This window comes from Sporosarcina sp. CAU 1771 (assembly GCF_054482775.1).
Window position 1 is genome coordinate 1 of record NZ_JBTLRN010000018.1, and the last position, 24,476, is coordinate 24,476.

Genomic DNA, 24,476 nt, shown 5'->3' on the forward strand with positions numbered 1-24,476 from the left:
TTTTGTTTAAAATTCATAAGTGAGTCCTCCTGGTATCTAAATTAGGGGTCATTTCTTCGTCGAGAAACTGACACCCCGCATCATACCAAGAGGGCTTTTTTTGTTCAAGCCCCTAAAAAACTTCTAACAGGAATGCTCCTTTATTAAATTTCTAAATTTGCTTTAAAGGTTGGTAAATGAAGTACATCGAAAGGTTTCAAGTAGAAAAACTTCCGATGTATCACAAATCAGTTCATCTTTGCAAACGCTACTAAGTGTCCCTTATCGCAAGATTGAAAGCCGTTTTTTTCGTAAAAGTGTCGCACATCAGGAGCTTCCTCTGTCATTAAAATCTTTTGCCGAACACTCTTATATTTATTCAAAACCTGTTGGATCAATTGAGTAGCAATTCCTTGATTTTGATGAGATTTCAACACAAGTATATCTTGAATATAGATAATCGTTAATCCATCACCAACTACACGAATTAATCCAACTAACTCTTCGGTGTTCCAAACGGATATAACTTCTAAAGAATGTTCGAGTGCCTTTTGAAGTTCTTCTACATTATCTGTATAAGCGTACCAACCTACGTCGTTATATAATTTCTCTAACTGTTCCTTACTTATCTTTTTATTCGTATCAAAGTTTATGTTCATTCATTTTTCCTCCTCAAAATAGGTTTAATTTGAAGAGTTCATCCATAGTTTATCCACTGTCTTATACCTCCTTAAAAAGTTAGTTATGTAATATATAATCAAAAGTGAGGTTTCACTGAATTAGTACAACAACTCCAAACCATCCAACTAGTAGTAGAACTGGCACGATCAATAATATCGATAACCTAACTCTATTTTTCCTTAGCGAAAAAGCTGAACCAAGATAAAAGAAAGGAAAGATTAATCCCCACCAACTAAACAGTGGTGTAGCGGCTAAGTAAAGTGAAAAAGGGATGAATAGCAAGAAAGAAAAAACGAGAAACAAAGGTTTCCTCATACTTATAGCGACAAATGATAAGACAATTGAAGCAAGTATAAAAGGCCAAAAAAGTAGATACATAGGTCATCCTCCTTTTAGTAAACACCGGGATTTAATTAATGCTTTCCCAACCAAGTGGAACGATTTTAGTACAATTATTTAGCCACTGTCAGTTTGCTGATGAACTCTTCAAAAGTGTCAGCAAGTACATGAAAGTTGTTTCCGTCACCGTCATCTGGTTCAACGTAGGCTACATTTGGAATTTCACGATTTTCATAGTTAAATCCTACCCATGCGTGGCCACTTCCTGAAAATAAGACAAGCTCTTCGGGAAGATCCCATTCTCCTATGAAAGAATCGCTTACTAACAATCCTTCCTCATTCGCCCCCATGATTTCTTCAACCATAATGAATGGATCTCCGCTCTCAATTGCAAATTCAACGGGAAAAGCTTGAAATGAATCTTTGACAACTCCTCCATTTGCACTCTTCAATAATTGAATGAAATCGGCCGGTAATTTTCTGCCAAGCGTTTGTTCGACATATGTGATTTCTTCGTCTGTGGCTGGTTTGTTCATTGTTTCGTTTGAAAATAAGTGTTGCATAGTATTGCTCCTCTATAAGTTTAGTTGGCGAATTTACGTGATTTGAGCGCAATCGATTGTACTCCAATCAGCACCCAATAATTTAACTAAGAAATGAAGGTACTTAACTTAGTTCTTCCGATACAATGAATAATTACAATCAAATCTATTTCGGCTTACACTCAAAAGAATAAACACTCGTGAAATTATTATGGATTTCTAATATGGCTTCTCCGCCAATTTCATAGCAACTAGTACTCAATAAATTTATTTCTTTCGTATTGAAATAACTAGAGCTATGCGTTAAAAAAGATACTGCAAATAAAGCGATGACGAAAAGCGATAAAACAGCTTTAAAGTACTTATTTTTAAAGATACCTATTTTTATCCCCTCCTTCATTTCAATCGAGCGAATCTATTCCTTTACTTGAATACGTTTAAAAGGAAGATTAGTTCCAATTATTTTAAAAAATGGTCAATATACGTAATCTGGACGAAATCGTCTATACTGCAATCGCGCCCAAATCTGGAATAGGGTTAAACTCGTTAATCTGCGTTGCAGCCGGACGCGTTCTGGAGGGCAAGCGGTGGACCAACCCGTTCGCTTTAGCAAGAGCTATGCTCATAACGCTGCGCTTTTATTCGCAAAAGCCGTTCTTCGTGACGGCTTTCGCTGGTTGTTTCACCTGTCTTGCTGATCCTCCCAGAGTCGCCGGCTTCCACTCCGATTAACTAGGTGTCCGCATAAAATACTTGTGACACAATCGCACCCATTTCTTGAACAAGAGAAGTTCGTATCCCTAAATTCGATTGCCCTCAAATTCATGCCATTTAACTTTTTACCGATCCAATCGACTCTTGTATGGTATGGTTAGAGCACTTTACCTTTTTAGCACAAGGCAACTTTAGAATTTTGTTTTCTCTAATAAACTCTCAAGTTGCGATAAATAGCTCGTTTCAGCGTAAAGCGTTAGATAGGACTTCTTTCCGTTAAGGTAAACTATATAATAGACTTAATAGGAGTGATTCGGGATGAATAAAGAATTGATTGAAATGATGGGTAAAATGATGGAACAAATGAATGAAATGCAGTCAGAAGTGAAGAACGGTTTTTCAGCAGTCAATGAACGAATTGATGGGTTGGATTCAAAGGTTGATACAGGGTTCAATTTTATGAAAGAAATGCTTTACGGCATCGGCAATTAGTTTGAACTGGGTACTGAACAAAAAGATGCAAGCATTGACGAGATAAAACAGGATCTAAAATTTGTTACTCATAAACTTAACAGCGTTGAAAAAGATGTGTTCAATTTAGGTGGTAGACAGTAATCAATCAATCAAGACACCCTCTACGGGTGTTTTTTTTACGTCATTTATATATTGAATGTCTGGCCCTGTTAAAGTAAAGTACTTGTTCTGTTATAGCGCCCGATAGTCTAGCAAGTTTTAGGTTTCTGATATTCCAAATCTACTAGAGGTTTCCCTTCAGGATCAACCATAACAGTCATTCCCAGACCGTACGACATATATAGAACACCTGTCTCGTTATCTCTAATAATTTGAAAGACTTCAATCTTTCCTTGCTTTTCAATAACTTCAAAACGTTTATCAGTCATTATTTCATCCTCCTAATTCAATTATTTGGCCCTTATCAGGAAAAGATCATCTTCCACAACTACGCCCGTTTGAAGCACAAATCCTATGCAAGAAATGCATCCGTTAAATTAACCATAGCTAGTAAACTATCTCAAGGACTCAAACCATATGCCAGATTAAAAATACTAAATAAAATAAATAATACTATTACACTAAGCAATATGGCTATTATAAAATAAGTCCATCGTTTTTTTTCCACCGGCTTTATTTTTTGAATTATTGCGTATAAAAAAAGAATCGCGATTGGAATGATAAAAGCAAAACTAAACCCGAATGCCCAATTCCTATTCACGTCCCAGCCCTCTGGTATGACAGGTCCGTCATACATATTGTATTTCTCGTGAATACGATGATAACCATAGATGAATACGAAAGTAATAATAAGATAATAGAATGTTACCAATGCTTTCACCCATTTATTATACAGAGCTTTTCCACTGAACACTAAGGACATAACAAGCAATAAAATGATAATAACTACAAGGAAAATGGTTAACCCTCCAATCCTTTCAAACAATTTTAATTACTGTTTTTTTACGCAAAATGGCCCGTTTACGTGATCTGGTCGCAATCGTTTATACTGCAATCGCGCCCGTTAGTTCAAGAAGGAAACTACCTAATAGACACAACATTACCTTCTGCATCAACACCACGGAAAATAAAATTTCCAACTTCAAAATTAGGAATTAAGGCATAATGTGCCGCAACACCATTTTTAACATCCTTTTCTGCAAATATTGTTGATTGTTCTTCTACTTCTTTTAATGACAAATCTTTTTCTTCTAAATTTGTTTCATTACTAATGATAACTTTTACAATGTCATCATCAAGAACTTCTGCCGCAAAGAGTGTATAGTAGATTTCACCTTCCTGATAAGTTGCCGACCAAGTTATATTCATCTTTTTATCTAATGTTTCAGTATCTATCCCACTCGATATGATAGGACGGTATAGAAACCAAAATTTATTTTCTATAAGTTTGATATATTTATTTTGACCTGTATCCCAAACAACAACCTTTTTGTTTTTAATATCCCTTTCAAAGACTACAACCCCATCTTCATTCGGAAATGTATCTCTAATTGCAGAACGCTCTGTCCAATAATATCCTCCCAAGAAGGAAGGTCCGAAATAAATTATTATCATTAGTAGTATTAAGATAAAAAAATAGCGTTTTTTAAAAAAGACCTTTCCTTTCATTCTTTCTTCACCTCCACACGCTAATGTTAGTACCAATTTAGTTCCCGTTATATACTTTCACTTTTCTTATTCAACTAACTTCTGCCCTTTAGTTGAATAAGAAAAAATAGCCGTCTAAGCAGCTCAACGATATTCAAGTAAAGCCCCCGTTAACAGAAAATCTCCTTAGTTTCATTAATCCTCTTTAATTGTAGAATAAATTAACTCTCCAGTTTCAGAAAATCCCGTAATATTTACGGGCATCACTGACTCACCTTCTGTTCTTACATAGAAAAAACGAAATTCTTCAGTACTAATGATTACAGCATCTTCCAAAAATTCTTTCTTTGTTTCAACTTCTATTCTTTTTATTGAAGGATTGTTAATTTGACCAAAGTGGTATGATATATCTCTCCCGCTCGAAGCCAGAGTCCAATTAAATTCGTCCTGCAAAGGGGGATAATCAGATGAAGCCAATGTACCTTCTTTTCCAAGGTCATCTTTTAACACCCAAAATCCTAACCAGTTTTGCCCCAATCGACCAAGCATAATTGAATGAGTATTTCTAAAAATAGTTAACCATTCCCCACCTATTTGTCTCACTAAATAGACTTCCTCTGTTGCTGAAGACCAACCTTCTGTAATTTTAAATACACCCTCTTTAGTCGGGAGTTGTTTGTGATTATATATTAGAAATATAGTTAAAAGTACTGATGTTATTGCTATACCAATAAATAACTTTCTCATTACTTTCCCCCTTTGTTCTTAAAGTATTTGGCCTGATTGTAATACGATCCTTATTCATTTAACGCCCGATAGCTTAATATCTTACCACTTCTTTTTTTCTTTTTCGCCAATTCATAAATGCTACTAGCTCCCCAATTATTAATCCGAATAAAATTGCGAAATTAGCAGTTTTATAATCTGGTTTTTCAAATATAAGTCCAGCAATAAAAAATCCGATTAGAAGAAATATAAATACAGATATAAATCTTTTCACTCTTTTCTTTAGATATTCCATCTGAATAAACTACCTCCTACTAACAATTTTCTATTTATATTCTCGTAGAAAAAAATGGCCCTATTCTTGCACAATGCTGTTCGATTAAAGCAGCGGTTTGCTTTATTATCGAAAAATTATTCATTCAACTCTATTTGAGGATTTTTAGTCAACAATAGATCAATAAATTCCGCTTCATCTTTAGGTGACAGTAACATTTCACCATATGTACCATAATGCACTACCAACCTATCCATTGATAAAGATGGTGTTGCCAATAAACTTCTTCTTTTACTAATGCGATTGATATCATGTATTTTCACTATCCATTTAAAAGAGCCGTTTTTAATTTGAATGGTCTCGTTTTCAATTTGATAACCTGTGCCAAACCATATCCAGATTAGGAATCCAATAGCTAGTAAACTAAGTAATCCCCATAAAAGATTAAAAAAAGTAAATGAAAAGGTAAGAAGGATACTTATTAAAAGAATCAGGATTGTGCCCCAGACAGCTATAAAGTAAAAACTATCCCTTTTTGATGCAAAAAAGATTGTTACCACCTGCTTTCTTCAACAACATACAATAACTATATTTTCCCGCTTGGAAATTACTCCCTGATTTGTATACGTATGAATACCTTTTTAGTTTCATTCGATAGCATTGCCTCGCTTGATACCTCATCCTTTATTTATAAAATACCTGTGAAACAATCAAGACATATGCCCTTCCTACTGTTTTTCTACAATTAATCTGCCCTTTTTTCCAGCTACATTTAATGTATACTCTTCCCCGTTTTTCATTCGAATAATGATTTCTTCCTCCGAATAAAGTTCATCAACATAAATAAATAGATAGCCCTCTTCTTCGATAAAAACAAATTCTTCAAGGTCGCCTTTGTGCAATTCTAATAAACTATAACCAGCTTTTGAGTAATTAAAGATGGCTATGGCAAGTGCTTGATCAATCGTTAACGCAAAGGCAGTGAGTTCACCTTCTATCCATTCATCGATTTTCGTAATTTCTGCGAGATCTTTATTTAAGGAATAAGGACTTTCATAATACGATTGGATTTCACGCCAAAGTTCATGCTGCGATGGATAGTCAAGATTTGACCAATATCCTATTTCTGTTACTTCGTCTTTTTCGACGCGCAAGGTGACGCCGATTGTAGGCGACTCTATATCGTTGACATCGAAATCACCAACCGTATATCCGGCTTCATAATGTTCCGGTACGATTTTGAATTCCTTATCTGGGTAGTTTTCATCAAGAAAGTGACGAACTGTTTCATATGCTTCAGAATGCTTATTCATTTTCAACGTAGGAAAATAGAGATTGTATCCAATAAATGCCAGGACAAGGATGCTTGTTACCGCAATTGCCACCCTTTTTCTTTTTTTGAAAATAAACCATAGAATTGCGTTCGCGACAACTACTGCAACGCCGATTCCAGTGAAGTAAATAAGTTCGCTAGGATTCATCGTGTTCCCCCAACCTATATTTTAATTTTAGAAAAATATGTAATCTTAAAGTATAATTTTACCACATTTTTGATTTGACTATCTATTCTGATTCCGATACACTTCTGGTAAGACCAATAAATCTTTCGGTCATACCAATTTAGTTGTTCGTTTACGATTTTTCGAAGTACAAACTTAGGGGGAATACGAATGAATAAGAAGTATGTTAAAGAGTTCGTTACATATCCAGATATCGCAATTATGCTCGTGCTATTTATTCCACTTATGATCTACACGGCACTAAACACGCTTCACATTGGCACGTGGATTGCTTTTATTATTGGAATGGTTGCTTATGCGCTTAGTGAGTATATGGTTCACAGATTTTTATTTCACATGAAGACGCCAACCAATCCCTTCTTACTGAAAACGATTAAACGTCTACACTTCGACCATCATTCAGATCCTGATAATTTGAAGTTGTTATTTCTACCTCTTTGGTTCAGTGTTCCAAATGGGTTAATCGCAGCATTCATCTTTTATTTAATCACAGGTTCGACGGCGCTTACGATTTCATTTGTTGCTGGATTAATCCTTTATTTCTTGTATTATGAATGGAAGCATTACATTGCGCATAAACCGATACAACCTCGTACGAAAATGGGGAAAAAGATTAAGAAAGCCCATTTATGGCATCACTTTAAAAATGAAAACTATTGGTTTGGTGTCACCCATACATCGATTGATAAAACGTTTGGTACGTATAAAGATCAGAAATCGGTCGATAAAAGTGAAACTGCTAGGAATTTAGAAGAACGTGCTTAAAAAGGAGATTGTGTAATGAATCGAACTGCGACTGTTGAAAAAGAGATGATTAAAGCGATCCTTCAAGGTGACTATCCAGCTGGGAGTCCGATTCAAACCGAAAGAGAATTGGCGGCGACATTTCAGCTCGGGCGTCCTGCGATTCGAGAAGTTTTGCAACGTTTAAGTCACGGGGGGTGGCTGACGTTAAGAAAAGGCCAACCCGCACTAGTAAACGAGTATTGGCACGGAGGAAATATTACGACGATTGTTGATATTATCCATTATTTTGATGAAGTTCCTGATGCATTTGTACTTTATTTTTTAGAAATGCGCATCGCATTGACACCCCAATATATTAAAAAAGCAATCCAGTTGAATCATCCTAAAGTGGTTGGAATCCTTTCCGGGATGGATGAATTGGCCGATACGAAGGAAGCTTTTGCGTTATTCGACTGGAAGATCCAAAAAGAGCTCGCTCAATTATCAGTCAATCCAATTTTTTCGTTGGTGCTCAATAGCTTCGAGCCCGCTTATGTCAAAATGGCAATGAATTATTTCGACTCGACTTTTCGACGCGAAGCTTCATTAAGTTACTACAAGAAATTGATGGTTGTTGCGTTAAAAGGCGATTATTTACAGGCAGAGGAACTCGTACGCTCAATGATGGAGAAGAGTTATGTCTTATGGGAAAGCCAACTATCCCCTGATGTGAAAATAGGTGTGAAATTTAGTTTGGGTGAGATGTAATTTAATCGGAAGATGTGAAAAATCCACTTAGGACAATTTAAGTTGTCTTTAAGTGGATTTTTTTGTTTGCGTTAGTTTGTGGGACTGGTGATTGCTTCGGGATGTGTGGGCGAATTTGGGATGTACGCGCTATTCTTTGGAATGTCAGCGCAATGAGGAATAATGTCCGGGCAATTGATTGCAATGTACGCGCAAATTTGAGATGTACGCGCTATTCCTTTGAATGTCAGCCCAATATCGAGTTATCTCCGGGCAATTGATTGGGTTGTCCGCGCAAATTTGAGGTGTACGCGCAATACCTTGGAATGTCCGCGCAACCTTGAGTTATCTCCGGGCAATTGATTGGGTTGTCCGCGCAAATTTGAGATGTACGCGCAATTCCTTGGATTGTCAGCGCAATATCGAGTTATCTCCGGGCAATTGATTGGTTTGTCCGCGCAAATTTGAGATGTACGCGCAATACCATGGAATGTCAGCGCAAATTTGAGTTGTACGCGCAATTCCCTGGAATGTCAGCGCAATATCGAGTTATCTCCGGGCAATTGATTGCAATGTACGCGCAAATTTGAGATGTACGCGCTATTCCTTTGAATGTCAGCCCAATATCGAGTTATCTCCGCGCAATTGATTGGGTTGTCCGCGCAAATTTGAGATGTACGCGCAATTCCTTTGAATGTCCGCGCAATCAGGAGTAACCTCCGCGCAATTGATTGGGTTGTACGCGCAAATTTGAGATGTACGCAGATTTATTGGTCACGAAAAAAAGCATCCCCATTAGGAGGATGCTTTCAGGCTAATCAATATGTAGAAGCCGCATTTGCCGTACGTTTTTAGAAAGTTTTAAACCACCACTCCTCAAAGTGGGTGTTCGCAGAAACCTTCCTGTCTGTCCTCATTGTTCCTAAGAAGAACAAGGCATGCCATTTCGGTTCCGATGATAAAACTCCCTTTTACAGCTTAAAGGTTAAAACTTAATAGATATACGAACAATGCAGCTTGTATATAGTACTATACAGGATAGGTTGAATGATATCAATGGAAATTTATTACTAATCGAAGATAACCTTTAGCCATTATTCGATCTAAATCGACTTAAGAAGTCCTTCAAACGGTCACTTTCCGGATTCTCAATAATTTCAGATGGCGTACCATCTGCCTCGATTACACCTTCATTCAGAAATAGGACGCGGTCTGCAATATCAAGCGCAAAATCCATTTCATGCGTGACTAAAATCATTGCCATTTCGCCTTCTTTTGCTAAATCGCGAATGACTTCAAGCACTTCACCGACGAGTTCCGGATCCAGTGCAGAAGTTACTTCATCGAATAGCATAATTTTCGGACGCATTACTAATGCTCTTGCCATTGCAACACGTTGCTTTTGCCCGCCCGATAACTGATTCGGGTAATGATCCACTTTATCCCCAAGACCTACTTTTTCTAACATTTCTAATGAACGCTTTTTTGCCGACTCTTTACTTTCTTTCTTCACGTTAATCGGCGCGGTCATACAATTTTGCAAAATGGTCATATGAGGAAACAAATTAAAGTGCTGAAATACCATACCGATATCTCCACGAACGTCTTGCAAATACTTTTCATTTGCTGGAACGAGTCCTTTTTCAGTTTCCATATGCCATAAATTCTTGCCATTTACTTCAATTGTTCCCGCCGTTGGATTTTCCAACGTCATGAGCAACCGAATAATTGTCGTTTTACCCGATCCACTTGGTCCAATTAGCGCTATTTTTTCTGCAGCACCAATATCCAAATCAATCCCCTTTAATACTTCAACCTCGCCAAAGGATTTTTGTACATTTCGGTACTTTGCAATTGGTTCTCCCATATCAACTCTGCTCCTTATGATTCGGTCACATATTTTTTTTCAAAACGTCTATTAAATTTCACTTCTAGTTTCTTAATTAATAAAGCAGATGGATAACTTAAAATTAAGAAGAAGATCGCGACAACGGTCAACGGTTCTACATATTTGTAGTATTGCGCTCCGTAATCATTCGCCAAATGCAACATTCCAACGACACCAATTGTCGACGCTAATGGTACCTCTTTGAACATAATAATTAAATAGTTTCCTAGCATCGGAATTGTAGGAGGAATCGCTTGAGGCAAAATTATTTTTAACCATTTACTTCTTGTCGATAAATTGAGTGCGGTTGCCGCTTCCCATTGTCCTTTATCAACAGATTCGATACCCGAACGATACACTTCAGAAAGGTACGTGCTGAAATGAACGCCTAGTCCTATAATCGTAGCTGTAAATGGGTCGAGTGCAACCCCTACAACTGGAACCATAGGCCATGCATAATATATGAAAAACAATTGCACGAGCGGTGGTGTCGACCTGATAAACTCTGCAGTCCACTTAGCGATCCATCTAAACGCCTTTGAAGGAATTTTATCCATTAGTAACCAAGAAAATCCGAAGACGACTGCAAACAGATAGCAGGCAATTGTCATGCCAAGTGTAATCCACATCCCTTTAAAGATAATAGGAATGACATCAATAAATACTTCCCAACTCCAAGTCATCCTACAGCAACACCTTTCTTAGACACTTTTTCCATTTTACGCGTAAATGAGATTAACGGGAGTGCCAAGATGAAGTAAAAGACAAGGACGACTAAATAAACGAGCGGTGCTTCTGCCAGATGTGTGCTTCGATAAATATCGCCGTAATATAAAATGTCCGTAAGGCCGATAAGCGAAACTAAAGAAGTCGCCTTTAAAATCTGAATTAAGTAATTTCCATACTCCGGAAGCATCATCCGGACTGCTTGAGGTAAAATTACAACACGCATCCTTTGTAACTTCGACATATTCAATGCGATTGACGCTTCGGTTTGTCCTGGAGCAACTGCTGCGATTGAACTGCGCACAATTTCAGACATGTAAGCACCATAGTTTAATGAAATCGCGAGAACACCTGCCCAAATATCACTTCCTAAATGGATGTTAAACAACCCCGGCAACGCGTATGAAAACCAAAATAATTGAACGATTAATGAAGTTCCTCGAAATATTTCTACGTAAAATCCTGTGAATTTAGTTAGAAGTAGATTGCTAGAAGATCTTGAAAGTCCCGCAACAAATGCGATTATCGTAGAAAATATAATTGAAAAGATTAAAACAATTAGTGTAACTTTAATCCCTTTAAGTAAAACAAGTGATATTTCTAGTGTACTGCCCATACATACAACCCCATCTTTGCTTAGTCAAAGTAAGAAAAGGTCAAGCCTAAAAAGGATTGACCTCTCAAATGCAATTAGTAATTTTCACCGCTACAAACACTTGCAGTTGTCAAATCGGTATCTACTAAATTCATTTCTGCGCTAAAACCAGATGGTTCGATCAGCTCAGCAATTTTACCTTCTTCTTTTAATTTAGTTAGTTCTTCGTTATACGCATTTCTTAGCTCTTCACTATCTGTACGAAACGCTGCAGCACCATAGCTTGGCACGCCTTCAATTTCTGGCTGTACGAAGCCTTCTACAAATTCAATTTTGTCAGCATTTGCAGATTCTAACGCCATTTTAATCGTCATTTCAGTTCCTGTTGTTGCATGTGCTCTACCAGATTCTACAGCAGAGAACGATGCAGGAATATCTGGGACTCTAACAATTTGGCTATCATCGACGCCTTCACGTTGTAGGAAATCGATTTCCGTAGCCCCACTCATTACAGCAACTTTAATTTCTGGATTGTCCGCAATATCTTTGTAACTCATTAGATTTTCAGGATTGCCAGTTGTTACGATTAGCCCTTCGCCATACTTGATCTCAGGCTCACCAAATGCAACGTTTTCACAACGATTTGGCGTAATTGCCATACCAGCTGTTACCAAATCAAATTTCCCAGCATTTAACCCTGGAATTAGGTTACCGAAATCAGACAGTTGACCTTTAACTTCATCAATCCCTAAATTCCCTAATACTTTTTTGGCGATTTCAACAGCAGCGCCTTTTAATTCACCATCTTCTTCATATGCATACGGTTTCTCATTTGCAAAACCGACAGTTACTGTCCCTTTTTCTCTCAGTTCTTCTAAAATACTCGTCTCTTCAGATGCTTTATCATTGCCGCAAGCCGCTACGATTAGCAACACTGCAACTAGCATCAGACCCATTGAAGCTTTCTTCATGTTGTGTTTATCCCCCTCTTAATTTCCACACAAGCAATTTGTGTATGGTTAAAAACCTAACATAGCTAAATTTAAACTTCAAATCGTTTTGCCATAAATTCATACGTTTCACAAAAAGTCAAGGTGCTTTTAACCTACGTCACGAAGGCGCTCAGAGCAATTTCAAAAATAAAAAAAATTTATTTTATTTTTTTCGAGAATTACTGGAAATTCAGGTTTTAAACTTCTTTTATTTTTATAAGTTGAATTAAATTGCGCCGAGATAATAAATCATATAAACATCATATAAATACTTTAAATATTGGTTTGTATCAATAATGTGATACGAAAAAATTCGCCTCTAAATATAAAAACAGTGGCTTTCCCGTTTTATTTTCCAGTTAATAAACATCAATAAAACAGTTTTTCACTGTGTCTAATTCGTGAAACACAGTTTTTTTGTAGTGAATCAACTTAAATTAAGAATGGCTTTCTTTAAATTTCTCCACCTACACATTACATTTTTACAGATATAGTACTAATCATCTAATACAAGCGATCGATCATATATGACCTATTCTTTCTTGTATAAAATTCTTTGTTAGAATAACGATAACGTAATTTCAAGTTTGTAGAATGCATTTGTATGTGACACTGTGAAACCGCCTTCACCAAACGTTTCTTAATAAAAATAAAAACACCTACTCCTCAAAGTAGGTGCCGCAGAAACTATTCATTTCGTCCTCATTGTTTACAATAAAACAAGTGTGGCTTATTAATTTGAATAATAAAATATCCCTTTCCGATTTAAAGGTTATAACTAAATAATGATTTCATCAAAAGAAAAGGCAACTCGTCGGACTAGACGTTTCTTATTCCACAGTTACACTTTTCGCTAAATTTCTCGGTTTGTCGATATCCAAATCACGGTGCAAGGCTGCGTAATAGGCGAGCAGTTGGAATGGGATGACTGAGATAAGCGGTGTTAGGATTTCATGTGTTTTCGGCAGAACAAAATTGTCGTCCTCTGCTTCAAGCCCCTTCATCGAAATGATGCATGTATGCGCACCACGGGCAGAAACTTCTTTAACGTTTCCACGAATTCCCCAGTTGACTGCTTCTTGAGTTGCAAGCGCGATGACAGGCGTCCCCTCTTCGATGAGTGCAATCGTTCCGTGCTTTAGTTCTCCGCCTGCGAACCCTTCTGCCTGAATGTAAGATATCTCTTTTAATTTCAAAGCCGCCTCTAAACTAACATAATAATCTAGGGCCCGACCTATGAAGAAACAATTGCGCGTGACGGAAAGATACTCATTCGCAATTTGTTCAAATTCACCTTTCGAGTTGCACAAGACTTCCATTTCATTTGCGATGAGACTTAACTCTTTCACAAGATTGAGTTCGTAGATGTTGCCTTTCAATTTTGCTGTTACATCCGCAAGAATCGCTAAAACGGTGAGTTGGGCTGTGTATGCTTTCGTCGAAGCGACAGACAACTCCGGACCCGCATGCAAATGCATCGTATAATCTGCTTCTCTTGAAAGTGTTGAGCCAGGAACGTTCGTAATCGTAATCGCTTGATAACCCATTTCTTTAATGCGGACGAGTGCTGTGCGGCTATCTGCTGTTTCCCCACTTTGGGAAATGAATAGGAACAATGGGTTTTTAGATAGAATCGGCATATTGTAACTAAATTCACTGGCCACATGGACTTCCACTGGAATCTTCGCCAAGCTTTCAATGAAATGCTTGCCAACCAATCCAGCATGATAACTTGTTCCGCATGCAATGAGATAAATTCGATCTGCCTCATTCATCGCAGCTAGAATGTCTTCATCTATCGTCAGCTCATCGTTGTCATTTTGATAGGCTTGAATAATTTTTCGAACCATCAGTGGTTGTTCATCGATTTCTTTCAACATATAATGCGAATACGTTCCTTTATCGATATCACCCGTGTTCATTTCTGCGAGATACGGTTCACGATTCTGTATTTCGCCTTGAAGGTTTTTAATGACGACCGAATCTTTTTTCACAACAACGATTTCCTTATCTTTTAACTCAATATACGAATCCGTTACATGAATCATTGCCATCGCGTCACTTGCGACTACGTTAAAATCATTTCCAACACCAATTAGTATTGGACTTTTGTTTTTCGCAACGTAAATAACGTCAGTATCTTCATTATCAAGCAAAGCAATCGCGTACGATCCGATGAGGACATTGAGCGTTTTAAGAAAGGCTTCTTCTGTCGGCAAACCATCCTTTGAAAATTGTTCAATCAATTGAACAATGACTTCTGTATCCGTATCACTTTCGAAAGGAACATCTTGTAAATAGTCGCTCTTTAACTGCATGTAGTTTTCAATGACCCCATTATGAACCAACGTGAAACGTTTCGATGCACTTTGATGAGGATGCGCATTTTCACGTGTCGGTTTCCCGTGCGTCGCCCAGCGCGTATGTCCGATGCCTATTTGGGTAACAATTGTGTCCTCCATCGCATCACGTAAGTTTGAAACGCGTCCTTTTTCTTTATAAACATGGACACCCTCATCACTTCCAACTGCGATTCCTGCTGAGTCGTAGCCTCTATATTCAAGCTTTTCTAAACCCGCAAGTAAAATTTCCTTTGCGTCTTTTGTTCCAATATAACCTGTAATTCCGCACATCGGCAGTTCCTCCTTGAAGTAAGGAGGCAAGTAGCATTTAATCGAAATTCTACTAACTTACCTCAGAATTTTTTGTGCACATATTTTTCTTCCCTTTGTCTACCGAGTCGCCTCTAGTGTTTTAAGAAAGAAATTTCGACTGTGTGCTACAGCCGGGAGGCATCCGCCGAATGGATCGATAAACCTCCACCTCGTCAACTAATTAACATCATTAGTTCAGGCGCTTTAGTTTGTATAGCTTCTATGTTCCCCATGTATCCCTATTCATTTTTAGTGTCAAATCGCGCTCCCCCCTCATCTTACTGGAATTTGCTTCGGTAGATAATTGCTTGATTCAGATTATCCACACCTAAAACAATTCCCCTTTTTCTTAAATTCAAAACAATGGATTGTACATGTTTTCTAACTTGGAATTAATTATAGAAATGAGCCATTTGAAAAGACCTCCTACGTGGTTTTAATTTAAATAAATAGGGAATAGATGCTCTTACCTCCCTATTTGAATTTAAGGATTTCGAATGCACCCATAGCCTGGCGTTCCATATGTTGGCGTATCAATTCTGGTGTTCTAGTGCATGATACAGATAAGCCATTTCATTCGATTGCTTCGTTTTGTGATGCGTAAACCACAACACTATTTAATAAGGCATCTATTCTTTATTTTATGCATTCCGATTTATTCATGGACCAAGTAACTATAAAGAGGCGATTAAGCAAATGGATAACACGCAAACGTTTGAACTGAAAAAGAATATTCCACTGATGGCTGTTTTATTATCCGGGGCATTTATTACTATTTTAAATCAAACCCTTCTTGCAACGGCCCTGCCACCAATTATGAAGGATCTCCATGTTTCAGAAAGTACGGTTCAGTGGCTGCAGTCGATTTTCATGCTTGTCAACGGAATCATGATTCCAATCACAGCATTTTTAATCGGGAAATTTACAACACGCAAGTTATTCATTACGGCGATGAGTATATTCGCATTTGGTACATTCGTTGCTGCTGTTTCGCCTAATTTTGCTGTTTTATTGCTTGGAAGGGTTTTTCAAGGTGCAGGTGCGGGGATTATGATGCCACTCTTACAAACAATCTTGTTTCTACTCTTTCCCATTGAACAACGAGGGAAAGCGATGGGAATGTTTGGTCTCGTCATTGCATTTGCACCCGCAATTGGTCCTAGCCTATCGGGGTATCTTGTGGATCACTTCGCATGGAAAAGCATTTTTTACGTTGTCTTACCGATTGCCCTCATCATTATCATTGCGGCCTTCTTTTTGCTGAAAAACGTGTCGGAACTAACCAATCCAAAGATGGATTACCTATCCATTGTTCTCTCCACGCTAGGTTTTGGCGGACTCCTTTACGGCTTCAGTATTGCTGGTAACACGGGATGGCTTCATTTGAACGTTGGGGTATCGCTTATCGTAGGAGCTATTTCACTCTTTTTATTCATTCAGCGACAATTGAATTTGGATGAACCAATCCTTGAATTCCGTGTGTTTAAAAATGTTGTGTTCACGTTAGCCACTGGACTTGGCATGATCGTATTTGCCTCCATGATTGCAACTACTGTGATTTTGCCAATCTTCATGCAGAACCTTCTTGGATACAACGCCTTTCATTCCGGCCTAATGCTCTTGCCAGGTGCCATCGCGATGGGTATCATGAACCCAGTGACAGGAACTCTGTTCGATAAATACGGGGCAAAATGGCTATTGCGCACTGGATTTGTCATTCTAACAGTGACAACTTTCATGTTTGCAACCCTATCGGAAGAAACAAGTTTTACGTATTTAACTGTCTTGAATGCAGTTCGGATGCTTGGCATTGCCATGGTCATGATGCCATCTACAACGCTCGGATTGAATCAGTTGCCAAATCACCTGATTGCCCACGGAACCGCCATGAACAACACGTTCCGTCAGATTTCTGGTGCAATTGGGACCGCTGTTCTCGTCGCCATCACAGTTACCGCAGCGAAAGGTGACGACTCGGTTGCAAGCGCCATCCACGGAGTCAACGTCGCCTTTCATGTGGCAGGATACATTGCAGCCTTCGGACTTTTATTATCTTTTACAATTAGGGATTCGAAACCGAAAAATTAAACGGTGCCTGTGTAAGACACAATTCAAAACAATTCTGAATCGTTTTGAAGTTGTGTCGTGCACAGGCAAATCAAAGCGTAATTTCAGCGTACCACTTTACATTCTTTGCTTGTTCAGAGATAAAACTTCCCATATAGTTCTCCAAAAACAGTCGATCTGCAAATTGACCGAAAACCCCAAAAGGAGATGTATATGAAAAAGTATCCTTCATCATAGTGCCTCCATCGTTTTCAATGAATTCATGCGTATGGGTGAATGAGTGAAAGGCCCCTTCTAGCATCCTATCCGTAAAAGTAAATGGTTTTTCCATCTCAATGATTTTCGATGTTAAGTTTTGTTTAATGCCGAAATGACTTGTTTCCCAAGTGACAAAGTCTCCATTTTCCATTATTCCCGCTGTGACGCCGCTAATTGCTTTTTGTACCGTCAACAACTGTCTACCCGCATGCACTTCAACTGTTCTCGCAAGATCAAAACACAGTTCAATTGGGGCTGCTATGAAGATTTCATGTTGGATTGTAGGCATTAGTATTCCTTTCAACGATGTGGATGTTCAATTCAACTTTAGCCTGTGCTTTAATTAGGAGGGCTAATCACTATAGGGTATCAATTTACTTCCCTCCTTATAAAGGACTCTAAAATGTTCATTCTCTTTGATGATTAGGTACAATCATTCATCCAATTAATTAAAGAATCCTGTAAACGCCTCTACGAATTCTTTCAAAATCATTGTAAACCGTACCGTGATGTTTCGGGCTATTCATGCAACACTTAGATGAAATATGAGTTTGAATGGTAGATTCCTTATAGGTCGTGTTCTTTTTCATCATCTCATCAACAATTTCTTTCACGGTGAATTCATTCACAGCTTTTTCTTTAAGGATTGAATGAACGGCAACTAAAATTTCATCTCTACAGGATTGATTTCTTTTCATATATTCTCACCCCTTCAAGCTTTGATGGCATTCAAATCAACACGCTATAAAATACTAGGCTTCGATTAACTCATTGATCGCCTGGCTAATCTGCTCTCTCACTTCTTGAAATTCTCTACACGCATACAGCTCATTCATTGCTTGTTCAATTTCAATAAAGTCTTCACTGTTTCCTATCGGTACCGCCCGCGAATAAATTCGGGTAAACTTACGCCCTTCTTCATACGCTAAAGCTCGCACTGGAACTCCCTTCGCCTCTAGCTGTTTCAACAATAATACGCGTTCATTGTGTGCAATTGGACCTACTTCTACAATGAGTCGAATCGTTGAGTTTCTTTTCGAAAACCATGCGATAAACGGGTGACCTAGCCAGTAATTCTCGGTGACTTCAAAGGATTTTGGTAACGTTGTCCATTCTGGGAGTACAAAATTCGGTAACGTCTTATGACTATAAAATAGGTTCGGATCCATCATTTTAGACGTCGTAAATCGATTGAAAGCCTGCTCATTCGGACGATTGACTATTTTGGGTTGGGCAACTTCAACTTCACCCTTATCTTCAATAGCTTCATCGATAATCTGTAGTAAGGTTTGAAACGCCTCCTTACTGTATAAGGTGTTCATAGACTTCACGATCGAATCGACACTTTCCCATTTAGATGGTGTATCGGTATCCATGTAAATCCTCGTATATTTTCTACCTTCATCAAATGCAAGGTCTCGTATATCAATCCCACGGTTTTTTATTGCCTGAAGCAACTTCACACGCTTCTCCTGTTTTAACGGACCAATCTCAAGTTTTATAGATAATTTCGTATTTACAACTTCAAACCATACGATGAGCCCTTTATTCATAAACCAGTTTTCACGCATATCTGTTGCCTCAAAATGATCAAACCATTTTTGTGTAATAAAGTTTGGTAACCTGAAATGTGGTTTATATAGACGTTCTGGCCATCTTAACTGCTTCGCAAATCGAGTAAACGCTTCTTCCAAAATACTATCGCCTACTTGTTTGATGAAATCGATTGTCCCTTTAAAATCATTGTATATGTCCTTCACGATTGGATCCGCATCACTCGTACTAGCAAAAACTAACTCATCAATCGCTATTTTATGGTTTTGATACAACGCTAGTCCAATCTCGTTCAGCTCCGTATTTCGCAGAAGCTGATCCTTTAGATTTTCCGTATAATAAAAAAGGAACTTATGGACTTCTGAATTCATCGCTTGCTCATTCGCTTCAATCAAATTCTCTAAAACTTCTAATATATCTGAGTAACCAAGCATCAAATAATCCTCATGTGACGGGGCTTCATCCAATAACGTTAAATAGATTGGAAGAACTTTAAATCCTTCGTACTCCGAACGGACATGCTCGATGTAATCTTCTAATTGACCGGCGGATTCCGTAGAAAAATACTTATTTTCGATAAGAATCACTACCTTATGTATGTGCGATACTGCCAAAAGATCAATTCTTCTACCGGAACGTGTTAAATGCTCTTTGTGAACAATCAAATCTTGGTAATTATTGCGGCTAAGCTTTAATATATCGTAATTTCCAAGCTTATCTTCTTCCAAATTCACTGGATTTACAAATGTCTTCGCAAGGATTTTATTTGCCAAATAAGAACCTAAACCATGATTCCCTTTTGGATTTAACAACCAAGCAAGCACATTGGAATGCCGGATTTCATAGTTATCCACATTCAACACCTTTAATGGATTAAATCGGTTAAAATGATTATCCAAAAGCGTAAATTCTTGCGTATCTTCAATAAGTGAAAGGATCTGTTGTTTGTTTGACACGTACATGCCACCTCTTTTTCTAGTGATCGGAAAGTATTATGTAAAGCAAATACTATTATGTTTAAACGCATAGTATAATTTTACCACATTTGGTTATTCTGTATTCTACAATTCTGAAAATCGATTCTGATATGTACTCCCCCTGAATTAAGGCCTTCTAATGAATGTTTTAATTGATTCAACCCAACAATAGCCTATAATAGAATAAGCAATCTATCACTACAGAGAGCAGAAAGGGTTGATTGATTTTGGTTAATAAAATTGCTGTAATTACAGGAGCTGGAAGTGGCTTAGGCGCATCCCTTGCGAAAAAATATGCGAACGATGGCTATCATGTTTGTTTACTCGGAAGAACAGAAGATAAATTGGAGCGTACTGCGAAAATGTTACCGAACGAAAGTTATTCGATTTTCTCAGTAGATGTTTCATCTAAAAAAGAGGTCTCAAGTGTTTTCTCTACAATTAAAGAAAATCTTGGTTCCGTAAATGTCCTCGTCAACAATGCGGGCGTTGGAGTTTTTGATTTAGCTGAAAACATTACTGAAGATGCGGTCCATCAAATGATCGACATCAACTTAAAAGGAACGATTTTCTGTACACAAGAAGTACTTGCTGACATGAAAGAAAGCAATAGCGGCAGTATTTTAAACATCGTTTCTACAGCTGGATTAGAGGGGAAAAAGACAGAGGCAGTTTACTGTGCAAGTAAATTTGGTACACGTGGATTCCACGAAAGTCTACTCGTTGAGCTAAAAGACACAGACATTCACGTATTCGGCGCGTATATGGGCGGCATGAACACAGAATTCTGGGACGGAATTTTAGATGAATCGATCACTTCTGGACTCATGGACCCTGAAGATATCGCAGACATCATCTACCACAATGCATCGCTCAGAAAGAATATGAATGTCGAGCAAGTTGTTATTAAAAATCACTAAACGGTGCCTGTGCAACACACAACTTCAACACAATTCAGAATAGCGTTTCAACTCGCGATTATACAGGTAGTTGAATTCAAAAAAAATAAGATGACAACCTCTTTACCCAAAGAGATCGTCATCTTATTTTAATATAACTTGTTTTATTTATTGGTCAGGATATAGGGAACTTAAGCACTATAGCAGCTGCACATAGGATGATCTATCAATTCAGCTTCTTCTGAATGGCTTTTACTTCATCTAGTGTCAACCCAGTCGCAGTGGATACCAGTTCCAATGGGAGCTTTTCAATGATTAGTTTTTGCGCAATTGCATGGCGTTCTATAAGCTTTCCTTCCATCTGACCCTCTTGCTTTCCCTTCTCTATTCCTTGTTCTATTCCTTTCTCAAATTCCAAATCAAAAGCATTCATTATCGTTGGAGGTGCATTTTCTTTATTGTAAAGTTCCATCAGTTCGGTCTCCTCTCTTATCATCGGTCGGATTTCTTTGGACAATAGGGTGTTCTATCAATTCAGCTTCTTCTGAATGGCTATTACTTCATCTAACGTCAACCCAGTCGCAGTAGAAACCAGTTCCAATGGGAGCTTTTCAATGATTAGCTTTTGCGCAATCGCATGACGTTCTAGAAGCTTTCCTTCCATCTGCCCCTCATGCTTTCCCTTCTCTATTCCTTGTTCTATTCCTTGTTCTATTCCTTGCTCTATTCCTTTTTCAAATTCCAAATCAAAAGCATTCATTATCGTTGGAGGTGCATTTTCTTTATTGTAAAGTTCCATCAGTTCGGTCTCCTCTCTTATCATCGGTCGGATTTCCGCCGATAATTGCTTTGTATACTCATCCGACAATTTTAATAAATAATCTATGAAATGAAATACGGCTTGGACAGAAGTGCGAGAATAATCTTTATTTCTAACAATTATCCGCATAAGTCTCTTTTTAAATAGATATCGTTGATGCTCTTTATTTTTTGTTTGATGCATTACTTTAGCAGCTAAAACGATTTTGCTGAAGAGTTTATCTGACAGCTCAAGTTCTTCATCTACAAAATCTTCCGTCCTATAATTAGTATACGTATAATGAAGTCTTGTGCCAAAATAATCATACTCAAAATGGTCAAGTCCATCGCTTTTCATCGGAGAAGTATGAACGGCAATCGCACTAATTTTTTCTTGATATCTGTCATAGATACGATAAAAGTATTGAAACATTCGTTCAGGGAATTCTGTTTCATTTGTACTTTGCACTTCAATATGGACAAGGATCCATTTCTCTTCTCCACTTTTCAAACGAACTTTAGCTAACTGATCAGTAAATCTCCTGCCCTTTTTCTGATCGGTGACTTCTTGAAATAATTCCTTATCTAAAAAATCTGGAGCGACAGTAAAATCAACGAGTGCATGCAAATTTGGAGCGAAAAATAGTAGGAAATCTTCAAACAGCTCACCAATCACTTTTTTCCAAAGCCCATCTTGATCGACTTCAAATGATTCATATTGCTCATTTTCTTCTCTCACTAATGCAACGACCATTTTGACACAACACCTCCAATAGTTAGTTTCAGATTATTTAATTAATTATAACATAAACCGAACGTATGATTCAATAACAAAAAGATGCCTGTGCAAGACACAACTTCAACGCAATTCAGAATCGTGTCAATGTTGTTTCGTGCACAAGCATCCATTCAATATTCTTATGCATTTTCTGCTTGTTCCACTTGAGTTATCAGACCGCCATTTTTTAAGTAGGTTATCATTCCTTCAGCAGCACGATAGGCAAATGCACCAATTGTTCCGGTTGGATTGTAACTGCTCGTATGTGGAAATGAAGAACCCCCCACGACGAATAAATTATCCATATCCCACATTTGCGAATACGTGTTGACTGCAGAGTTTTCTGGTGTGGGACCCATAATCACACCACCTATAAAGTGATCCGTATAAAACTTATGATCAAATTGTAAATCATCCGGAACAACGTCAACATCAACGATATCTGCACCCATGCTATTCATGATTTCTGCACATCTCGAGACCCCATATTTAGATCGTTCAATATCCTCTTTCATATATTTAACCGTCACGCGCAAGAGTGGATTGCCGAGTGCATCCTTATACGTTGGATCTAAATCCAAATAGCTGTATTTATTCGGTAGAAACCCAGTTTGTGATGTGATAAACATGTTCCGATTTGTATAATGCAAGGAGTTTTTCTTGAATTCCTTCCCCCATGTAGGTGTTCCTCTTGGAACGTAGTTATTGGAGATGGGTCTTGCCCCTAACTGACTATAGTGGATTTCGAAACCGTGCAAGAAATCCATATTTGTATGATCTTCATGATCCCCAGAAAAATCATCAATGGTTACACCCATCGCACCTGTTCCCATAAAGAGATTAAACTTCTTGTTTTCAAAATATCCACGTGCGCCTATATAAGTAGATAGATTTGAGAAATGGCCCGTGAAGTTTTTACCGATGATCCCTTTGCCTGTTTCTGGATTGTACGGAACTCCGATTTTAGAGAGCAAGAGCAACTTCGTATTCGTAAAGACAAATCCAGCAAGAACAACTATATTTGCAGGTTGTTCGTATTCTTGTCCAGTAGTTGTATCGACATAAATGACGCCATTCGCCCGTTTTCCGTCGTGACTCACACGCGTCACATTTGCATTGTTGCGCAGTTCCATATTGCCGGTTTTCTTCGCAGTTGCAAGCACTGTCACAATCGGGTCTGCTTTCGCCCCGAAATCGCACCCATATTCCTCACAAAACGCACAGTACACGCATCCATTTAACTGTTCTCCGTCAGGGTTTTCATACGCTTGCGAAACATTAGCAGAGGGCATCTGATAAGGATGATAGCCTAATTCGGTAGTTACCTTTTTAAATAAATTGATCGCTGGCGTAGCTTTTAGTGGTGGATTGGGATACGGATCGGTTCGCGGAGGCCCGAGTGGATTTTCTTCTCCTGATATGCCAGCCGTTTTTTCGAATTTATCAAAATAGGGCTCCATCTCATCATAGGTTACCCCCCAATCCTGCATTGTTGAATGGCTTGGGATCTTCTCCTTACCATAGCGCTCGACTGTTTTGCTGTAGATTTCAAAATCGTATGGCAACCAACGAAAGCTCCATCCATTCCAGTGAACGCCGGCCCCACCTGTATTTTCACCCAATCGTGCGTTCACATTATTTCGAACCGGTAGTGCGGTTTCAGTTAGTTCACTTCTGGATGTGATTGTTTCTTTATGAAGGTTTTGCATTAAATCATATCGTTGCGAGTAACGGAGTTCGTCTTTTGTGCCAATAAAATCTTCTTGCTTTTTATCTACACCACGTTCGAGGACGACGACTTTGTGGCCAGCTTTCGTAAGTTCTGCAGCAATAATTCCACCTGTCCACCCTGATCCGACCACGACGACGTCAACCTTATCGAGTTTTATTACCATACCATTTCCTCCTAATAGACATAGGG

General features: G+C 38.2%; 26 protein-coding genes and 1 other RNA gene. 5 read left to right on the forward strand and 22 right to left on the reverse strand.

Annotated features, from left to right (window positions below; translation table 11 throughout):
- Positions 1–227 precede the first annotated feature (227 nt).
- The 3 genes from ACXYMX_RS11810 to ACXYMX_RS11820 all read right to left on the reverse strand — a co-directional run bounded on the left by ACXYMX_RS11810 (position 228) and on the right by ACXYMX_RS11820 (position 1,562).
- Positions 228–638, reverse strand: coding sequence for a GNAT family N-acetyltransferase (locus tag ACXYMX_RS11810; protein WP_459044439.1), 411 nt, complete (start codon positions 636–638; stop codon positions 228–230).
- A 112-nt stretch (positions 639–750) separates the two neighbouring features.
- Positions 751–1,038, reverse strand: coding sequence for a hypothetical protein (locus tag ACXYMX_RS11815; RefSeq protein ID WP_459044440.1), 288 nt, complete (start codon positions 1,036–1,038; stop codon positions 751–753).
- Positions 1,039–1,112: 74 nt separating this feature from the next.
- Positions 1,113–1,562, reverse strand: a complete 450-nt coding sequence (locus ACXYMX_RS11820; protein WP_459044441.1) for an SMI1/KNR4 family protein — start codon at positions 1,560–1,562, stop codon at positions 1,113–1,115.
- A 1,011-nt stretch (positions 1,563–2,573) separates the two neighbouring features.
- On the opposite strand from ACXYMX_RS11820, the gene ACXYMX_RS11825 reads away from it, so the two are divergent.
- Entirely contained in the window at positions 2,574–2,747 is a 174-nt protein-coding gene (locus ACXYMX_RS11825) for a hypothetical protein (RefSeq protein ID WP_459044442.1), read from the forward strand.
- Between the two features lie 230 nt (positions 2,748–2,977).
- On the opposite strand, the gene ACXYMX_RS11830 is transcribed toward ACXYMX_RS11825, so the two are convergent.
- The 7 genes from ACXYMX_RS11830 to ACXYMX_RS11860 form a co-directional block, all read right to left on the reverse strand.
- A complete protein-coding gene (locus ACXYMX_RS11830; protein WP_459044443.1) occupies positions 2,978–3,157 on the reverse strand; it encodes a DUF6440 family protein in 180 nt (59 codons plus the stop codon).
- A 131-nt stretch (positions 3,158–3,288) separates the two neighbouring features.
- Positions 3,289–3,714 carry a hypothetical protein gene (locus tag ACXYMX_RS11835; RefSeq protein WP_459044444.1) on the reverse strand — a complete coding sequence of 142 codons (426 nt, stop codon included), beginning with the start codon at positions 3,712–3,714 and terminating at the stop codon, positions 3,289–3,291.
- Between the two features lie 95 nt (positions 3,715–3,809).
- Positions 3,810–4,397, reverse strand: coding sequence for a hypothetical protein (locus tag ACXYMX_RS11840; RefSeq protein ID WP_459044445.1), 588 nt, complete (start codon positions 4,395–4,397; stop codon positions 3,810–3,812).
- Positions 4,398–4,571: 174 nt separating this feature from the next.
- A complete protein-coding gene (locus ACXYMX_RS11845; RefSeq protein WP_459044446.1) occupies positions 4,572–5,123 on the reverse strand; it encodes a hypothetical protein in 552 nt (183 codons plus the stop codon).
- Between the two features lie 73 nt (positions 5,124–5,196).
- Complete coding sequence (locus ACXYMX_RS11850) at positions 5,197–5,397, reverse strand: hypothetical protein (protein ID WP_459044447.1); 201 nt, start codon at positions 5,395–5,397, stop codon at positions 5,197–5,199.
- A gap of 116 nt (positions 5,398–5,513) precedes the next feature.
- A complete protein-coding gene (locus tag ACXYMX_RS11855) occupies positions 5,514–5,936 on the reverse strand; it encodes a PH domain-containing protein (protein ID WP_459044448.1) in 423 nt (140 codons plus the stop codon).
- Between the two features lie 168 nt (positions 5,937–6,104).
- A complete protein-coding gene (locus ACXYMX_RS11860; protein WP_459044449.1) occupies positions 6,105–6,857 on the reverse strand; it encodes a hypothetical protein in 753 nt (250 codons plus the stop codon).
- Between the two features lie 189 nt (positions 6,858–7,046).
- On the opposite strand from ACXYMX_RS11860, the gene ACXYMX_RS11865 reads away from it, so the two are divergent.
- Together ACXYMX_RS11865 and ACXYMX_RS11870 are read left to right on the forward strand one after the other, a co-directional pair.
- On the forward strand, positions 7,047–7,661 hold the full coding sequence (locus tag ACXYMX_RS11865) for a sterol desaturase family protein (protein ID WP_459044450.1): 615 nt from the start codon (positions 7,047–7,049) through the stop codon (positions 7,659–7,661).
- A gap of 15 nt (positions 7,662–7,676) precedes the next feature.
- On the forward strand, positions 7,677–8,390 hold the full coding sequence (locus ACXYMX_RS11870) for a GntR family transcriptional regulator (RefSeq protein ID WP_459044451.1): 714 nt from the start codon (positions 7,677–7,679) through the stop codon (positions 8,388–8,390).
- An 804-nt stretch (positions 8,391–9,194) separates the two neighbouring features.
- On the opposite strand, the gene ssrS is transcribed toward ACXYMX_RS11870, so the two are convergent.
- The 6 genes from ssrS to glmS all read right to left on the reverse strand — a co-directional run bounded on the left by ssrS (position 9,195) and on the right by glmS (position 15,203).
- Positions 9,195–9,391, reverse strand: a non-coding RNA gene (ssrS, locus tag ACXYMX_RS11875) — 6S RNA.
- Positions 9,392–9,456: 65 nt separating this feature from the next.
- Positions 9,457–10,236: an ectoine/hydroxyectoine ABC transporter ATP-binding protein EhuA gene (ehuA, locus tag ACXYMX_RS11880; RefSeq protein ID WP_459044452.1), complete on the reverse strand. Its 780-nt coding sequence runs from the start codon at positions 10,234–10,236 to the stop codon at positions 9,457–9,459.
- 14 nt (positions 10,237–10,250) lie between these two features.
- On the reverse strand, positions 10,251–10,940 hold the full coding sequence (ehuD, locus tag ACXYMX_RS11885) for an ectoine/hydroxyectoine ABC transporter permease subunit EhuD (protein ID WP_459044453.1): 690 nt from the start codon (positions 10,938–10,940) through the stop codon (positions 10,251–10,253).
- Entirely contained in the window at positions 10,937–11,599 is a 663-nt protein-coding gene (locus tag ACXYMX_RS11890; RefSeq protein ID WP_459044454.1) for an amino acid ABC transporter permease, read from the reverse strand. The genes ehuD and ACXYMX_RS11890 overlap by 4 nt, the downstream gene beginning before the upstream one ends.
- A 74-nt stretch (positions 11,600–11,673) precedes the next feature.
- Positions 11,674–12,549 carry an ectoine/hydroxyectoine ABC transporter substrate-binding protein EhuB gene (ehuB, locus tag ACXYMX_RS11895; RefSeq protein WP_459044455.1) on the reverse strand — a complete coding sequence of 292 codons (876 nt, stop codon included), beginning with the start codon at positions 12,547–12,549 and terminating at the stop codon, positions 11,674–11,676.
- An 851-nt stretch (positions 12,550–13,400) separates the two neighbouring features.
- Positions 13,401–15,203 (reverse strand): glutamine--fructose-6-phosphate transaminase (isomerizing), encoded by a 1,803-nt coding sequence (gene glmS / locus ACXYMX_RS11900; protein WP_459044456.1) that lies wholly within the window; start codon positions 15,201–15,203, stop codon positions 13,401–13,403.
- A 717-nt stretch (positions 15,204–15,920) separates the two neighbouring features.
- On the opposite strand from glmS, the gene ACXYMX_RS11905 reads away from it, so the two are divergent.
- Positions 15,921–17,312 (forward strand): MDR family MFS transporter, encoded by a 1,392-nt coding sequence (locus ACXYMX_RS11905; protein ID WP_459044457.1) that lies wholly within the window; start codon positions 15,921–15,923, stop codon positions 17,310–17,312.
- Positions 17,313–17,382: 70 nt separating this feature from the next.
- Here ACXYMX_RS11905 and ACXYMX_RS11910 read toward each other — a convergent pair whose 3' ends face one another.
- From ACXYMX_RS11910 to ACXYMX_RS11920, 3 genes are all read right to left on the reverse strand, one after another.
- The gene (locus ACXYMX_RS11910) at positions 17,383–17,838 is read right to left on the reverse strand and encodes an SRPBCC family protein (protein WP_459044458.1); all 456 of its coding nucleotides are present in this window, start codon (positions 17,836–17,838) and stop codon (positions 17,383–17,385) included.
- A 160-nt stretch (positions 17,839–17,998) separates the two neighbouring features.
- On the reverse strand, positions 17,999–18,247 hold the full coding sequence (locus tag ACXYMX_RS11915) for a DUF7669 domain-containing protein (protein WP_459044459.1): 249 nt from the start codon (positions 18,245–18,247) through the stop codon (positions 17,999–18,001).
- Positions 18,248–18,301: 54 nt separating this feature from the next.
- On the reverse strand, positions 18,302–20,059 hold the full coding sequence (locus tag ACXYMX_RS11920; protein WP_459044460.1) for a PDDEXK-like family protein: 1,758 nt from the start codon (positions 20,057–20,059) through the stop codon (positions 18,302–18,304).
- 248 nt (positions 20,060–20,307) lie between these two features.
- On the opposite strand from ACXYMX_RS11920, the gene ACXYMX_RS11925 reads away from it, so the two are divergent.
- Positions 20,308–21,000 carry an SDR family oxidoreductase gene (locus ACXYMX_RS11925; protein WP_459044461.1) on the forward strand — a complete coding sequence of 231 codons (693 nt, stop codon included), beginning with the start codon at positions 20,308–20,310 and terminating at the stop codon, positions 20,998–21,000.
- A gap of 205 nt (positions 21,001–21,205) precedes the next feature.
- On the opposite strand, the gene ACXYMX_RS11930 is transcribed toward ACXYMX_RS11925, so the two are convergent.
- The 3 genes from ACXYMX_RS11930 to ACXYMX_RS11940 form a co-directional block, all read right to left on the reverse strand.
- Positions 21,206–21,451 carry a hypothetical protein gene (locus ACXYMX_RS11930; RefSeq protein WP_459044462.1) on the reverse strand — a complete coding sequence of 82 codons (246 nt, stop codon included), beginning with the start codon at positions 21,449–21,451 and terminating at the stop codon, positions 21,206–21,208.
- A 57-nt stretch (positions 21,452–21,508) separates the two neighbouring features.
- Positions 21,509–22,531: an Rpn family recombination-promoting nuclease/putative transposase gene (locus tag ACXYMX_RS11935; protein ID WP_459044463.1), complete on the reverse strand. Its 1,023-nt coding sequence runs from the start codon at positions 22,529–22,531 to the stop codon at positions 21,509–21,511.
- 164 nt (positions 22,532–22,695) lie between these two features.
- The gene (locus tag ACXYMX_RS11940; protein WP_459044464.1) at positions 22,696–24,450 is read right to left on the reverse strand and encodes a GMC family oxidoreductase; all 1,755 of its coding nucleotides are present in this window, start codon (positions 24,448–24,450) and stop codon (positions 22,696–22,698) included.
- Positions 24,451–24,476 lie beyond the last annotated feature (26 nt).

Excerpts from the sequence above, each read along its gene's own strand:
- ehuB (WP_459044455.1), bottom strand. The coding sequence starts at position 12,549 with ATGAAGAAAGCTTCAATGGGTCTGATGCTAGTTGCAGTGTTGCTAATC.
- ACXYMX_RS11845 (WP_459044446.1), bottom strand. The coding sequence starts at position 5,123 with ATGAGAAAGTTATTTATTGGTATAGCAATAACATCAGTACTTTTAACT.
- ehuD (WP_459044453.1), bottom strand. The coding sequence starts at position 10,940 with ATGACTTGGAGTTGGGAAGTATTTATTGATGTCATTCCTATTATCTTT.
- ACXYMX_RS11870 (WP_459044451.1), top strand. The coding sequence starts at position 7,677 with ATGAATCGAACTGCGACTGTTGAAAAAGAGATGATTAAAGCGATCCTT.
- ACXYMX_RS11930 (WP_459044462.1), bottom strand. The coding sequence starts at position 21,451 with ATGGAACTTTACAATAAAGAAAATGCACCTCCAACGATAATGAATGCT.
- ACXYMX_RS11865 (WP_459044450.1), top strand. The coding sequence starts at position 7,047 with ATGAATAAGAAGTATGTTAAAGAGTTCGTTACATATCCAGATATCGCA.
- ACXYMX_RS11905 (WP_459044457.1), top strand. The coding sequence starts at position 15,921 with ATGGATAACACGCAAACGTTTGAACTGAAAAAGAATATTCCACTGATG.
- ehuA (WP_459044452.1), bottom strand. The coding sequence starts at position 10,236 with ATGGGAGAACCAATTGCAAAGTACCGAAATGTACAAAAATCCTTTGGC.
- ACXYMX_RS11935 (WP_459044463.1), bottom strand. The coding sequence starts at position 22,531 with ATGGTCGTTGCATTAGTGAGAGAAGAAAATGAGCAATATGAATCATTT.
- ACXYMX_RS11810 (WP_459044439.1), bottom strand. The coding sequence starts at position 638 with ATGAACATAAACTTTGATACGAATAAAAAGATAAGTAAGGAACAGTTA.
- ACXYMX_RS11825 (WP_459044442.1), top strand. The coding sequence starts at position 2,574 with ATGAATAAAGAATTGATTGAAATGATGGGTAAAATGATGGAACAAATG.
- ACXYMX_RS11830 (WP_459044443.1), bottom strand. The coding sequence starts at position 3,157 with ATGACTGATAAACGTTTTGAAGTTATTGAAAAGCAAGGAAAGATTGAA.
- ACXYMX_RS11860 (WP_459044449.1), bottom strand. The coding sequence starts at position 6,857 with ATGAATCCTAGCGAACTTATTTACTTCACTGGAATCGGCGTTGCAGTA.
- ACXYMX_RS11815 (WP_459044440.1), bottom strand. The coding sequence starts at position 1,038 with ATGTATCTACTTTTTTGGCCTTTTATACTTGCTTCAATTGTCTTATCA.
- ACXYMX_RS11910 (WP_459044458.1), bottom strand. The coding sequence starts at position 17,838 with ATGCCTACAATCCAACATGAAATCTTCATAGCAGCCCCAATTGAACTG.
- ACXYMX_RS11940 (WP_459044464.1), bottom strand. The coding sequence starts at position 24,450 with ATGGTAATAAAACTCGATAAGGTTGACGTCGTCGTGGTCGGATCAGGG.
- ACXYMX_RS11840 (WP_459044445.1), bottom strand. The coding sequence starts at position 4,397 with ATGAAAGGAAAGGTCTTTTTTAAAAAACGCTATTTTTTTATCTTAATA.
- glmS (WP_459044456.1), bottom strand. The coding sequence starts at position 15,203 with ATGTGCGGAATTACAGGTTATATTGGAACAAAAGACGCAAAGGAAATT.
- ACXYMX_RS11915 (WP_459044459.1), bottom strand. The coding sequence starts at position 18,247 with ATGAAAAGAAATCAATCCTGTAGAGATGAAATTTTAGTTGCCGTTCAT.
- ACXYMX_RS11820 (WP_459044441.1), bottom strand. The coding sequence starts at position 1,562 with ATGCAACACTTATTTTCAAACGAAACAATGAACAAACCAGCCACAGAC.
- ACXYMX_RS11890 (WP_459044454.1), bottom strand. The coding sequence starts at position 11,599 with ATGGGCAGTACACTAGAAATATCACTTGTTTTACTTAAAGGGATTAAA.
- ACXYMX_RS11850 (WP_459044447.1), bottom strand. The coding sequence starts at position 5,397 with ATGGAATATCTAAAGAAAAGAGTGAAAAGATTTATATCTGTATTTATA.